Below are 13384 nucleotides of genomic sequence, written 5' to 3' on the forward strand. Positions count from 1 at the left end.
CCTGTGTACTGTGGGCAGTACAGAAAAAATGGCTGTAAATTTGTGGATTTAGTAGATATTTGTCTGGAGCGGGCGAAGGGAATCGAACCCTCGTATAGAGCTTGGGAAGCTCTCGTTCTACCATTGAACTACGCCCGCTTTGAGATGCGTAAGGCATTATAAACCTTACGCTCTGGTTGGCAAGAGACTTACTGGCTGACTGGCGATTAATTCACCGTCAGCACTTCGGTTTACTCCCCTGCGGCGGCAGATAACGCAGCGGATCGATGGCCGTCGCCCGGTAGCGAATCTGGAAGTGCAGTCTTACGGATGCGGCATCCGTGCTGCCCATCGTAGCGATTTTTTGCCCCGCTTTAACGCTTTGCCCATTATTAACCAGCATGGTGTCATTATGAGCGTAAGCCGTAATGTAATCTTCATTGTGCTTAATCATGATGAGATTGCCGTAACCGCGCAGCTGGTTCCCGACATAGACAACTTTACCCGCTCCCGCCGCATAAACAGGCGTTCCGCGCGCGCCCGCAATATCGATCCCCTTATTTCCGCCCTCCGCGGTGGAATAAGGTAAAATCACTTTACCGTTAGCAGGCCATACCCAACAACGCTGCCCCACCGGCGGCCAGGAGGATTTTGGCACCGAAGATGACGGTCTGACCGCAGCAGTTTTTGTTGCTGTTTTATTGCTGGTTTTGCGTGTTGAACTACTACTCTTTGCGCTGCCGCGCACTTTAATTCGCTGCCCCACCTCAATAGTATAAGGCGGAGAAATGCCATTCAGTCGGGCCAGTTCTTTCACGCTGGTTCCCGTGGCGCGCGATATACGATACAACGTATCGCCGCGCTTAACGGTATAGACGGAGCCGGAATACGTTCCTGAGCCGGAATTACTGGAACACCCCGCCAGCAGCAGCCCTGTGCATAACAGCACCGCAATACCCAGGCTATTTTTGTTCAGGCGTCCTGCGCTCAAAACCATTCCTCACTCTATTGACAGACGCCTTATGATAGCAGCCAAATGCCGTATGCCCAATCCATTGACGCCGGAAAGGGTCCGCGCGGATGATGATGCCGCGAATATCCGATATGCCAGCATAATATCGAATCACGGCACAATGGTGCTCGTCTGCGTTCTGTCAGGGCCTGTTTTGGTAATGCCTTTCTTTCTGTTATGCGCTACGCTGATCGTCTGAGTATATGGCCTGGCCATGCTGCCGGGTCATTTTAATTTTCAGGAGCTTTCATGACTGAGGAACATGTCGTTTTATTGGATGAGCAGGATAAGCCTTCCGGCACACTGGAAAAGTATGCGGCTCATACGCTTAATACGCCTTTGCATCTGGCTTTCTCCTGCTGGCTATTTAACGAAGATGGTCAGTTGTTGGTAACACGACGGTCGCTGAGCAAAAAAGCCTGGCCAGGCGTGTGGACGAATTCGGTTTGCGGTCATCCGCAACAAGGCGAAACCACCGAAGAGGCGATCATCCGCCGTTGTCGGTTCGAACTCGGCGTGGAAATTACCGATCTCACCCCCGTCTATCCGCACTTCAGCTATCGGGCGACAGATCCAAACGGTATTGTGGAAAATGAAGTCTGTCCGGTATTTGCCGCGCGGGCAACCAGTGTGTTACAGGTTAACAGCGAAGAGGTGATGGACTATCAGTGGAGCGAATTTAAAAGCGTATGGAAAAGCCTTCTCGCTACGCCGTGGGCCTTTAGCCCGTGGATGGTCATGCAAGCGTCAGACGAACAAGCGCGTGAACGACTGCTCAATTACTGCCAGCGTTAAAAATTGCCTGATGGCGCTACGCCTGAACGAAGAGATGCCGGATGGCGGCTAATGCCCCATCCGGCAATTTACATCTTATTTCACCGGACGCATCGCCGGGAACAGAATAACGTCGCGAATCGTGTGGCTGTTAGTAAACAGCATCACCATACGGTCGATACCAATTCCCAGACCTGCTGTCGGCGGTAAACCGTGTTCCAGCGCCGTCACGTAGTCTTCGTCGTAGAACATGGCTTCGTCGTCGCCCGCCGCTTTTGCATTAACCTGATCCAGGAAACGCTGCGCCTGGTCTTCCGCATCGTTCAACTCGCTAAAGCCATTACCGATTTCACGACCGCCGATAAAGAACTCGAAGCGGTCAGTGATTTCCGGGTTCACATCATTACGACGCGCCAGCGGAGACACTTCAGCCGGATATTCGGTGATGAAGGTCGGCTGAATCAGATGCGCTTCAGCGACTTCGTCAAAGATCTCGGTGACGATACGGCCCAGCCCCCAGCTCTTCTCGACGTGAATGCCGATGCTTTCAGCAATCGCCTTCGCGGAATCGAAGTTGTCCAGATCAGCCATATCCGTTTCCGGACGATATTTCTTGATCGCTTCACGCATGGTCAGTTTTTCGAACGGCTTACCGAAGTCAAACACTTCATCACCGTACGGAACCTGGGTGGTGCCCAGAACATCCTGCGCCAGCGTACGGAACAGAGACTCAGTCAATTCGATCAGGTCTTTGTAGTCCGCATACGCCATATAGAGTTCCATCATGGTGAACTCAGGATTATGGCGCACGGAGATGCCTTCGTTACGGAAGTTACGGTTAATTTCGAATACGCGTTCGAAGCCGCCAACCACCAGACGCTTGAGGTACAGTTCCGGCGCAATACGCAGGTACATGTCCAGATCCAACGCGTTGTGATGGGTGATAAACGGACGGGCAGACGCGCCGCCTGGGATCACCTGCATCATCGGCGTTTCGACTTCCATAAAGCCGCGAGCAACCATAAACTGGCGAATACCGGCCAGGATCTTCGAACGGGTTTTGAAGGTGTTACGGGATTCATCGTTAGAGATGAGATCCAGATAACGCTGGCGATAGCGCGCTTCCTGGTCCTGCAGGCCGTGGAATTTATCCGGCAACGGACGCAGCGCTTTCGTCAGCAGGCGCAGTTCGGTGCAGTGGATAGACAGCTCGCCGGTTTTGGTTTTGAACAGCTTACCTTTTGCGCCGAGGATATCGCCAAGATCCCACTTCTTGAACTGCTCGTTGTAAACGCCTTCCGGCAGATCATCGCGCGCCACATACAGCTGAATGCGGCCGCCTACGTCTTGCAGGGTAACAAAAGAGGCTTTACCCATAATACGGCGAGTCATCATACGGCCCGCGACGGACACTTCAATATTCAGCGCTTCCAGTTCTTCAGCTTCTTTCGCGTCAAACTCTGCGTGCAGTTGGTCTGAGGTACGGTCACGACGGAAATCGTTCGGGAACGGGATACCCTGCTCACGCAGTGCAGCCAGCTTCTCGCGACGTGCCTTCATTTCATTGTTAAGATCGACTACCTCGTCAGCGCCCTGTGCGTTTTGTTCAGACATGTTGATTCCTCATAGCCCTGCTTTCAAACTTGCTTCGATAAATTGATCCAGACTACCGTCCAGTACCGCCTGTGTATTGCGGGTTTCCACCCCAGTACGCAGGTCTTTAATGCGGGAATCGTCCAGGACATAGGAACGAATCTGGCTTCCCCAGCCGATATCAGACTTAGTGTCTTCCATCGCCTGTTTTTCAGCGTTCTTTTTCTGCATCTCCAGTTCATAAAGCTTCGCTTTCATCTGCTTCATGGCCTGGTCTTTGTTTTTGTGCTGCGAACGGTCATTCTGGCACTGCGTCACGATCCCGGTGGGAATATGGGTGATACGCACTGCGGATTCCGTACGGTTAACGTGCTGACCGCCTGCGCCAGACGCGCGATAGACGTCGATACGCAGATCCGCCGGGTTAATGTCGATATCGATATCGTCGTCCACTTCCGGGTACACAAACGCGGAGCTAAACGAGGTATGACGGCGACCGCCGGAGTCGAACGGGCTTTTACGCACCAGACGATGTACGCCGGTTTCAGTGCGCAGCCAGCCATAGGCATATTCGCCGGAGATTTTGATAGTCGCGGACTTAATGCCGGCGACTTCCCCTTCCGACTCTTCAATGACTTCCGTCTTGAAGCCGCGCGCTTCCGCCCAACGCAGATACATACGCAGCAACATGCTGGCCCAGTCCTGCGCTTCAGTACCACCGGAACCGGCCTGAATATCGAGATAGCAATCGGCGCTATCGTACTCGCCGGAGAACATCCGACGGAATTCCAACTGCGCCAGTTTCTCTTCCAGCGTATTCAGTTCCGCGACGGCTTCGTTAAACGTCTCTTCGTCGTCAGCTTCTACCGCCAGTTCCAGCAGCCCGGAAACGTCGTCCAGCCCCTGAGTCATTTGATCAAGCGTATCGACGATCGCTTCGAGCGATGAACGCTCTTTTCCCAGCGCCTGCGCGCGCTCAGGTTCGTTCCAGACATCCGGCTGTTCCAGCTCGGCGTTTACTTCTTCCAGACGCTCTTTCTTAGCATCATAGTCAAAGATACCCCCTAAGAACGTTGGTGCGTTCCGTGAGGTCCTGAATGCGGTTATTCACCGGGTTAATTTCAAACATGGTCTGATTTCTTTTATTTGACTTGTCAAAATGCGGTTATAAGGGCGAAATATTAGCGGATTTCGCCCCTTAATTACAGCGAAAGTGTTGTTAAATCGCCCCGATCATAGCGGCCAAATATCATCGATAATAATCTGTAAACTACGGTTGCCGCGAAACTCGTTAATGTCCAGTTTATAAGCCAGTTCTACCTCCCGCACGCCGTTATCCGGCCAACAGGTCGTATCAATATTAAATGCGATGCCATCCAACAGCGGGCCGCCGCCGACGGGCTCCACCATCACCTTGAGGTGGCGCTCGCCCACCAGACGCTGTTGTAGCAGACGGAAACGACCATCGAATAACGGTTCCGGGAACATTTGCCCCCACGGTCCGGCATCCCGCAACAGTTGCGCCACTTCCATAGACATCTCCGCCGCGCTTAATGGACCATCGGAGATCACCTCGCCTTGCAACAGGGCAGGATCGAGCCATTCCGTCACCAGCTCGCCAAAACGTTGCTGAAACTGCTCGAATTTATGCTCTTCCAGCGACAATCCCGCCGCCATCGCATGACCGCCGAACTTGATCATCAGATCAGGGTAAAGCGTATCCAGCCTTTCCAGCGCATCGCGCATATGCAGCCCCTGAATCGATCGGCCTGAGCCTTTTAGCGTGCCGTCGCCCGCAGGCGCAAAGGCAATCACCGGGCGGTGAAAACGCTCTTTAATGCGCGACGCCAGAATTCCGACCACGCCCTGATGCCATTCAGGATGATACATCGCCAGACCGCCCGGTAGCGTTTCACTACTGCGCTCAAGCTTTTCGCACAAGATAAGCGCTTCCGCCTGCATCCCCTGCTCTATTTCTTTGCGCGTCTGGTTAAGCGCATCCAGCTCGCTGGCCAGAACACGCGCTTCGCCGAGGTTATCGCATAACAGTAACGCCACGCCAACGGACATATCATCCAGCCTGCCGGCGGCATTCAGGCGAGGCCCCAACGCGAAGCCTAAATCACTGGCGGCAAGCTGCTGCGGATCGCGATTCGATATCTCCAGCAACGCTTTAATTCCCGGACGGCATTTCCCGGCACGAATACGACTTAGCCCTTGCCAGGTCAGAATACGGTTGTTAGCGTCCAGCGGCACAACGTCTGCTACCGTTCCCAACGCCACTAAATCCAGCAGCTCCGCCAGATTCGGCGGCGCGATGTTGCGCTCGTCGAACCATCCTTTGTCGCGCAAAAATGTTCGCAACGCCAGCATCAGGTAAAACGCCACGCCGACGCCCGCCAGCGACTTAGACGGGAATTCGCAGTCGCGCAGATTAGGATTAATAATCGCTTCGGCCTCCGGCAACGTGTCGCCAGGCAGGTGGTGATCGGTCACGATCACCGGAATCCCCAACGTCTTTGCATGCGCTACTCCGGCGTGGGATGAGATGCCGTTGTCTACGGTGACGATAAGCTGCGCGCCGCGCGCCTTCGCCTGATCGACCACTTCCGGGCTTAAACCGTAGCCGTCCTCAAAGCGATTAGGCACCAGATAACTGATGTTGTCACATCCCAACGCACGCATTCCCAATACGCTTAGCGCAGTACTGGTCGCGCCGTCGGCGTCAAAATCGCCAACAACAATAATGCGGGTACCTTCGCGAAAGGCGTTGTAGAGGATCTCCACCGCGTTATCTATGCCGCTAAGCTGTTGCCAGGGCAGCATTCCTTTCACGCTGCGCTCCAGTTCGCGGGCGCTACGAACGCCCCGGCTGGCATATAAACGTCGTAGTAATGGAGGAAGATCGGCGGGGAGTTCCGCCGTCTCATCAGCCTCGCGCCGACGAAGTTGTCTCTGTTGTTTCACGCGTATTATTTACCACTGGTCTGTTTTTGATGCTCATCAAGAAACGCTTTCATCTCTTTCGGTCCCTGATAGCCAGGCACCACATAGCCGTTACTCAATACAATGGCTGGCGTACCGCTAACGCCCAACTGCACGCCCAACGCATAATGATCAGCAATGTTCACGTCACAGCTTGCCGGTTTCACGCCCTTACCTGCCATGGCGTCATCAAACGCTTTGTTTTTGTCTTTGGCGCACCAGATAGATTTCATATCCTGCTCCGCCTGGCTTTCCAGCCCCTGGCGCGGGAAGGCCAGATAACGTACCGTGATCCCCAGCGCGTTATAATCTTTCATCTCTTCATGTAGCTTATGACAATAGCCGCAGGTGATATCGGTAAAAACAGTAATGACATGTTTCTCATCCGGCGCTTTATAGACGATCATCTCTTTTTCCAGCGCATTTAGCTGGCTCATCAGCAGTTTGTTCGTCACGTTTACCGGATGCGCGCCGCTCACGTCATACATCGGCCCTTGAATAATATGTTTGCCGTCGTCAGTAACGTACAGTACGCCGCTGTGAGTGAGGACGGTTTTCATCCCAGCCACTGGCGAGGCCTGAATTTCCGTACTCTGAACGCCCAGCTTAGCCAGCGACTGACGGATAGCCGCATCATCCGCATGGGCCACGCCTGAAAACGCCGCCGCCAGTAAAGTGAACATCATAAAACGCTTTTTCATAAACTATCCTTTCCTGTCAGCACTCATGCCCGCGGATGGTGCTGTTGATGAAGTTGACGCAAACGCTCCGTTGCGACATGCGTATAAATTTGTGTCGTCGAAAGATCGCTATGCCCAAGTAGCATTTGTACAACGCGCAAGTCGGCGCCGTGATTCAGCAAATGCGTGGCGAAAGCGTGACGTAAAACATGCGGCGACAGTTTTTCGCTATCGATTCCAGCCAGTACCGCATAATGTTTAATACGGTGCCAGAAGGTCTGCCGCGTCATCTGCTGCGCACGCTGGCTGGGGAACAATACGTCAATCGATACGCCATTAAGTAACCAGGGACGCCCATGCTCCAGATACGTTTCCAGCCAATATACCGCCTCTTCGCCTAACGGCACCAACCGCTCTTTATTGCCTTTACCGATAACCCGCACCACGCCCTGCCGCAGACTGATATCGCTCATTGTCAGCCCCACCAGTTCCGACACGCGCAAACCGGTGGCATACAGCACTTCCAACATAGCTTTATCGCGCAACTCCAAAGGTTGATCAATAAGCGGCGCCTGCAAGAGCCGCTCAACCTGCACCTCGCTAAGATCTTTCGGTAAACGCTGCGGAAGCTTAGGCGAGGCCAACTGCGCGCTCGGATCATCCTCACGACACTTTTCACGGTACAGATGCTGGAAAAAGCGCCGCATAGCGCTTAACAGGCGTGCGGAGCTGGTCGCTTTGTATCCGCCCTCCACCCGTTCAGCCAGCAGCGTTTGTAAATCATCAGCCTGCGCCGTCGCAAGCGTTTTTCCGCGATGATGCAACCACGCAACGACCATCGATAAATCGCGACGATACGCGCTTAATGTATTTTCCGCCAGATTTCGTTCCAGCCACAGGGCATCCAGAAACTGCTCAATACGCGCTAAATCCTGTTCCATTCGCGCTCCCCACTTCACGCTGACTTTGGGTGCATTATGCCTCATTGTGCCGTGAATGCAGCGATTCTGTTACACTACCCGCAACGCTATAGCAGAATCGAGATGTAACGTAATGAACATGGGTCTTTTTTACGGTTCCAGCACGTGCTACACCGAGATGGCCGCAGAGAAAATTCGCGATATTCTCGGCCCGGAGCTGGTGACATTACATAACCTCAAGGATGACGCCCCCGCCTTAATGGAGCAGTACGACGTGCTCATTTTAGGCATCCCCACCTGGGATTTTGGCGAAATTCAGGAGGACTGGGAAGCCGTCTGGGAGCAACTGGACGATCTCAATCTGGAAGGCAAAATCGTTGCGCTTTACGGTATGGGCGACCAGCTCGGCTACGGTGAGTGGTTCCTGGATGCGCTGGGTATGTTGCATGACAAACTTGCCCTCAAAGGCGTTAAATTTGTCGGCTACTGGCCCACAGAAGGCTACGAATTTACCAGCAATAAACCGGTCATTGCGGATGGGCAACTGTTTGTCGGCCTGGCGCTGGATGAAACGAACCAGTACGATCTCAGCGATGAGCGTATACAGACCTGGTGTGAACAAATTCTCGGCGAAATGGCCGAACACTACGCCTGAAGCCTTACTCGCTGTATTTCCCTCTCGACGGAACCGCGTTTACGCCGTTCCGTCAGTGTTGGCCTGATATCGGCTGCTGTAACAGTATCCGACGCAACTCACGCCATTCCGCTTCTTCCATGCTATCCGCCGCCAGCCATAAATGCTGATGACGTCCAGACTCTGCACGTAAACGCAACACCATCCCGCTCTTCAGTAACCAGGGCGGACGCAAGAGCGTCCAGTCCTGCCCCTGCCAGCGTAAGCGCCCGTCCATGAGTAGCTTGATCTCTCCCTGACAGGTATTAATCCTGCGCTGGCTACGTACACAGTCAAACACGACCAGCGACAGTAGTATCATCCATAACGGGGTATAACTCAGCGGCCAGGGCATCAATAAAATCACCGCGGCAACCAGCCCATGAATGAGCAATGAGATCCACTGAGCGCGCCATGAGACGCGTAAATCAGATTGCCACAGGACCACGTTCCCGATTCCGTGTCTGAATGAGTCGGACCATCTGTTCCAGTTCAGCGTCAGCCGGTTTACCGTGATTCATTAACCAGTTAAATAAATCCGGGTCATCACTCTGCAACAAACGGACAAAAATACGCTTTTCTTCATCACTTAAACTATCGTACTCATGTTCAAAAAACGGCATGATGGAAATATCAAGTTCGCGCATACCGCGACGACATGCCCAGTGAATACGTGCTTTATTGTGAATATCCATGTTCTTCCTGCCTCGCGAAAATGAAGTACCGGGCTATTGTAACGTGTTTTTGGCGTTGTTTTACGGGAATCTCAGTAATCTGGAACGCGATCGCGAAATAAAAGGCTGGGAATCAATATGTTCATCCATTTTGGATACCGCCTCGCAAAACGATCAATCCGCTCTCAATGGGCTATTTAAAGCACTTGCAATGACCGATGGCTCTTTTACCATTAACCATTATTGTTGCAGCTAACCAGGACATTATTTATGGCTTTTATCTCCTTTCCACCGCGTCATCCTTCATCGTCAGCCCGCCTGCCGCTGACGCTGATCGCGCTTGACGACTGGGCGCTGTCGACCATTACCGGCGTAGACAGTGAAAAGTATATTCAGGGCCAGGTCACCGCTGACGTAAGCCAGATGACTGAACAGCAACACCTTCTCGCCGCCCACTGCGATGCTAAAGGTAAGATGTGGAGCACTCTGCGCCTGTTCCGTGAGCGCGACGGTTTCGCCTGGATTGAACGCCGTAGCGTGCGTGAAGCACAATTAACGGAGCTGAAAAAGTACGCCGTATTTTCCAAAGTGGTCATCGCGCCGGATGACGAACGCGTATTGCTTGGCGTGGCAGGTTTTCAGGCCCGCGCGGCGCTGGCTAATGTCTTTAGCGAACTGCCCAATAGCGAAAATCAGGTGGTCAGAGACAGCGCCTCCACGCTGCTATGGTTTGAACATCCTGCGGAACGATTCCTGCTTGTCACCGATGTCGCGACGGCCAACATGTTAACAGAGAAGTTGCATGGCGAAGCCGAACTGAATAACAGCCAACAGTGGCTGGCATTGGATATTGAAGCAGGCATTCCGGTGATTGACGCGGCGAACAGCGGTCAGTTTATCCCCCAGGCGACTAACCTACAGGCGCTGGGCGGCATCAGCTTCAAGAAAGGCTGCTACACCGGACAGGAGATGGTCGCACGGGCAAAATTCCGCGGCGCCAATAAACGCGCGCTTTGGTTGCTGGCGGGCAAAGCCAGCCGGGTACCGGAAGCAGGAGAAGATCTGGAGCTACAGATGGGCGAGAACTGGCGTCGTACCGGCGCTATTCTGGCGGCGACACAGTTGGACGATGGTCAGTTACTGGTTCAGGCCGTCATGAATAACGATTTAGAAGCCGAAAGCGTCTTCCGTGTTCGCGACGATGCCAACACCCTGCATATCGTCCCGCTGCCCTACTCGCTGGAAGAGTGATATCACGTTAAAAGCCGGATAGCCTGATAGCGCAACGCCATCAGGCTCGCACGTGCTGTTCTCATAGGCCGGATAAGGTACGACAGCGCCGCCATCCGGCACGGGCATCCGGGAACTACGCCTGTCCCACATACAAATAGATGGCCAGGAAGTGGCACACGCTGCCGCCCAGCACAAAGCCATGCCAGATGGCGTGGTTATAAGGTATGCGTTTGCAAACATAGAAAATTACGCCCAGCGAGTAAACGACGCCACCTACCGCCAGCAGCGTCACGCCGCCTATCGCCAGCTTAATCGCCAACTGATAAACCACTATCAGCGACAGCCAGCCCATTGCCAGATACGTAACCAGTGAAAGCACTTTAAATCGGTGCGCAATCGTCAACTTGAAGAGGATACCGAATAGCGCCAGGCTCCAGATCACAATCATTAGTCCGCGCGCCAGCGGCGAATCCAGACCTACCAGCAGAAATGGCGTATAGGTTCCGGCAATGAGCAGATAGATAGCGCAGTGATCAAATTTCTTTAACCAGATTTTTGCCCGCTGATGAGGAATGGCATGATAAAGCGTTGAGGCAAGAAAAAGCAGGATCATGCTCCCGCCATATAAACTGTAGCTGGCGATAGCCGTCATACCCGCATTCGCCTCTACCGCCTGAACCAACAACAGCACCAGGCCGACAATACCAAATACCAATCCAATGCCGTGGCTAATACTGTTGGCGATTTCCTCAGCCAGCGAATATCCCTGCGTCATTAATGGTTTTTGCACCATAACTTACTCCGGAGAAACGTTCATAACGATGAACTGCGCCTCTAGCGTAACTGAGAATGGTTCCAGTGAACACATGTTAGCTAAAATAAATTCGCAAAATTAAATTTTGTTTATTATTCAATAAGTTAATTACAAAAACTCAACTAACACGCGTTCATGTTTATCAAAGGCATTTAAAATCAATCACATAAAATTGCGTCTGGTTGGGATAGATTTCAGCAATGACCCGTTTCAGCTCATCAAGCGACATATTTTCCTGTTGCGCATGTTTTTCGTTCAGCGTATCCAGCGTCACAGTTGACGTTCCTGTCACTTCGATTGTGCAAAAATAGCCATCATCTTCGAACCGCCCCACGCGTAGCACATCGCCTGCTTTAAAGTGGGACTCGGAGGCATCACGAATAGTGATGGTTTTACGCCCTGCCAGAATGTCATTCTGGAAACGTTGAAAGAAAGTAATGTCATTTGGCTGCATGTGGTTATCCCCCTGAATATGGCCCCTTGAAGTGGATGTTACGATCTGAATGTGTTCTTGCCCCGACACGCGAGCACCCTGGAATTTTGCGTACGCTTTACATGTCATTTGGTGCAGAATGAATGATAACAGACTAAATAAATTGAGATTATGCAACAATGAGAAAACTCACCCTGCCAAAAGATTTTTTATGGGGCGGCGCGGTTGCTGCACACCAGGTTGAAGGCGGCTGGAATAAAGACGGTAAAGGCCCCAGCATCTGCGACGTGCTAACCGGCGGCGCACACGGCGTGCCACGCGAAATCACCCAGAATGTCGTTGCTGGCAAATACTATCCGAACCACGAGGCGGTGGATTTTTACGGACATTACAAAGAAGACATCCGTCTTTTCGCCGAAATGGGGTTCAAATGCTTCCGTACCTCTATTGCCTGGACGCGTATCTTCCCGAATGGCGACGAATCCCAGCCAAACGAGGCCGGTCTGAAATTCTACGACGACATGTTTGATGAGTTACTCAAATACAACATCGAACCGGTCATTACCCTTTCTCACTTTGAAATGCCATTACATCTGGTACAGCACTACGGCGGCTGGACCAATCGTAAGGTCGTTGATTTCTTTGTCCGTTTTGCTGAAGTCGTGTTTGAACGCTACAAACATAAGGTCAAATACTGGATGACCTTCAATGAAATCAACAATCAGCGAAACTGGCGCGCGCCGCAGTTTGGCTACTGCTGTTCCGGCGTAGTGTATACCGAGCATGAGAATCCAGAAGAAACCATGTATCAGGTCTTACATCATCAGTTTGTCGCCAGCGCGCTGGCGGTAAAAGCGGCACGTCGTATTAATCCACAGATGAAAGTGGGCTGTATGCTGGCGATGGTCGCGCTGTATCCTTTCTCCTGTAAACCAGAAGATGTGATGTTTGCTCAGGAGTCGATGCGTGAACGCTACGTCTTTACCGATGTACAGCTGCGCGGCTACTACCCGTCCTATGTGTTGAACGAGTGGGAGCGCCGCGGATTTAACATCAAAATGGAAGATGGCGATCTTGAAGTGCTGCGCGAAGGAACCTGCGATTATCTAGGTTTCAGTTATTACATGACCAACGCGGTCAAAGCCGAAGGCGGTAGCGGCGATGCGATTTCCGGTTTTGAAGGCAGCGTACCGAACCCCTATGTTAAAGCCTCTGACTGGGGCTGGCAGATTGACCCGGTGGGCCTGCGTTATTCATTGTGTGAACTGTACGAACGCTATCAAAAGCCGCTGTTTATTGTCGAAAACGGTTTTGGTGCTTACGACAAAGTAGAAGAAGATGGCAGCATCAACGACGACTATCGCATTGACTACCTGCGCGCCCATATTGAAGAGATGAAAAAAGCGGTGACTTACGATGGTGTCGACCTGATGGGCTACACGCCGTGGGGCTGCATCGACTGCGTGTCGTTCACCACAGGTCAGTACAGCAAGCGCTACGGCTTCATCTACGTGAACAAGCACGATGACGGTACGGGCGATATGTCGCGTTCGCGTAAGAAAAGCTTCAACTGGTACAAAGAGGTGATTGCCAGCAACGGCGAGAAGCTTTAAC

At 52.5% G+C, this 13384-nt stretch carries 14 protein-coding genes and 1 tRNA gene; 4 read left to right on the top strand and 11 right to left on the bottom strand.

The window, feature by feature from the left end; genetic code table 11:
* Positions 1–64 precede the first annotated feature (64 nt).
* Positions 65–138, bottom strand: a tRNA-Gly gene (locus ACLJZ5_RS07370).
* A 79-nt stretch (positions 139–217) separates the two neighbouring features.
* On the bottom strand, positions 218–976 hold the full coding sequence (actS, locus tag ACLJZ5_RS07375) for an amidase activator ActS (protein ID WP_000244328.1): 759 nt from the start codon (positions 974–976) through the stop codon (positions 218–220).
* 264 nt (positions 977–1240) lie between these two features.
* Here actS and idi point away from each other — a divergent pair, with 264 nt between their 5' ends.
* Positions 1241–1786: an isopentenyl-diphosphate Delta-isomerase gene (gene idi / locus ACLJZ5_RS07380; protein ID WP_000133994.1), complete on the top strand. Its 546-nt coding sequence runs from the start codon at positions 1241–1243 to the stop codon at positions 1784–1786.
* A 75-nt stretch (positions 1787–1861) separates the two neighbouring features.
* On the opposite strand, the gene lysS is transcribed toward idi, so the two are convergent.
* From lysS to xerD, 5 genes are all read right to left on the bottom strand, one after another.
* Positions 1862–3379 (bottom strand): lysine--tRNA ligase, encoded by a 1518-nt coding sequence (gene lysS / locus ACLJZ5_RS07385; protein WP_000003339.1) that lies wholly within the window; start codon positions 3377–3379, stop codon positions 1862–1864.
* Between the two features lie 9 nt (positions 3380–3388).
* Positions 3389–4487, bottom strand: a protein-coding gene (gene prfB, locus ACLJZ5_RS07390) for a peptide chain release factor 2 (RefSeq protein ID WP_010989230.1) whose coding sequence is annotated in 2 segments (ribosomal slippage) — positions 3389–4411 and positions 4413–4487 — 1098 coding nt in all. Because the reading frame shifts where the segments join, the coding sequence is not laid out codon by codon here.
* 104 nt (positions 4488–4591) lie between these two features.
* The gene (gene recJ, locus ACLJZ5_RS07395) at positions 4592–6325 is read right to left on the bottom strand and encodes a single-stranded-DNA-specific exonuclease RecJ (protein WP_023181521.1); all 1734 of its coding nucleotides are present in this window, start codon (positions 6323–6325) and stop codon (positions 4592–4594) included.
* Between the two features lie 5 nt (positions 6326–6330).
* Positions 6331–7044 (bottom strand): bifunctional protein-disulfide isomerase/oxidoreductase DsbC, encoded by a 714-nt coding sequence (gene dsbC, locus ACLJZ5_RS07400; protein ID WP_000745614.1) that lies wholly within the window; start codon positions 7042–7044, stop codon positions 6331–6333.
* A 23-nt stretch (positions 7045–7067) separates the two neighbouring features.
* The gene (gene xerD, locus ACLJZ5_RS07405) at positions 7068–7964 is read right to left on the bottom strand and encodes a site-specific tyrosine recombinase XerD (protein WP_024797513.1); all 897 of its coding nucleotides are present in this window, start codon (positions 7962–7964) and stop codon (positions 7068–7070) included.
* A 112-nt stretch (positions 7965–8076) separates the two neighbouring features.
* Between xerD and fldB the strand changes: the two genes are divergently transcribed.
* A complete protein-coding gene (gene fldB / locus ACLJZ5_RS07410; protein ID WP_001055885.1) occupies positions 8077–8598 on the top strand; it encodes a flavodoxin FldB in 522 nt (173 codons plus the stop codon).
* A gap of 52 nt (positions 8599–8650) precedes the next feature.
* On the opposite strand, the gene ACLJZ5_RS07415 is transcribed toward fldB, so the two are convergent.
* Both ACLJZ5_RS07415 and sdhE read right to left on the bottom strand, forming a co-directional pair.
* Complete coding sequence (locus ACLJZ5_RS07415; protein ID WP_000244756.1) at positions 8651–9064, bottom strand: protein YgfX; 414 nt, start codon at positions 9062–9064, stop codon at positions 8651–8653.
* Entirely contained in the window at positions 9045–9311 is a 267-nt protein-coding gene (sdhE, locus tag ACLJZ5_RS07420) for an FAD assembly factor SdhE (RefSeq protein ID WP_000351186.1), read from the bottom strand. Before sdhE ends, ACLJZ5_RS07415 begins: the two co-directional genes overlap by 20 nt.
* 249 nt (positions 9312–9560) lie before the next feature.
* On the opposite strand from sdhE, the gene ygfZ reads away from it, so the two are divergent.
* Positions 9561–10541 carry a tRNA-modifying protein YgfZ gene (gene ygfZ / locus ACLJZ5_RS07425; protein ID WP_024797514.1) on the top strand — a complete coding sequence of 327 codons (981 nt, stop codon included), beginning with the start codon at positions 9561–9563 and terminating at the stop codon, positions 10539–10541.
* Between the two features lie 115 nt (positions 10542–10656).
* Here ygfZ and trhA read toward each other — a convergent pair whose 3' ends face one another.
* Together trhA and yqfB are read right to left on the bottom strand one after the other, a co-directional pair.
* On the bottom strand, positions 10657–11316 hold the full coding sequence (gene trhA / locus ACLJZ5_RS07430) for a PAQR family membrane homeostasis protein TrhA (protein WP_000250289.1): 660 nt from the start codon (positions 11314–11316) through the stop codon (positions 10657–10659).
* A gap of 163 nt (positions 11317–11479) precedes the next feature.
* On the bottom strand, positions 11480–11791 hold the full coding sequence (gene yqfB, locus ACLJZ5_RS07435; RefSeq protein WP_001182976.1) for a N(4)-acetylcytidine aminohydrolase: 312 nt from the start codon (positions 11789–11791) through the stop codon (positions 11480–11482).
* Between the two features lie 158 nt (positions 11792–11949).
* Here yqfB and bglA point away from each other — a divergent pair, with 158 nt between their 5' ends.
* A complete protein-coding gene (gene bglA, locus ACLJZ5_RS07440; protein WP_024797515.1) occupies positions 11950–13383 on the top strand; it encodes a 6-phospho-beta-glucosidase BglA in 1434 nt (477 codons plus the stop codon).
* Position 13384: the final 1 nt, after the last annotated feature.

This window comes from Salmonella sp. 5800 (assembly GCF_046558195.1).
Lineage (GTDB): Bacteria > Pseudomonadota > Gammaproteobacteria > Enterobacterales > Enterobacteriaceae > Salmonella > Salmonella enterica.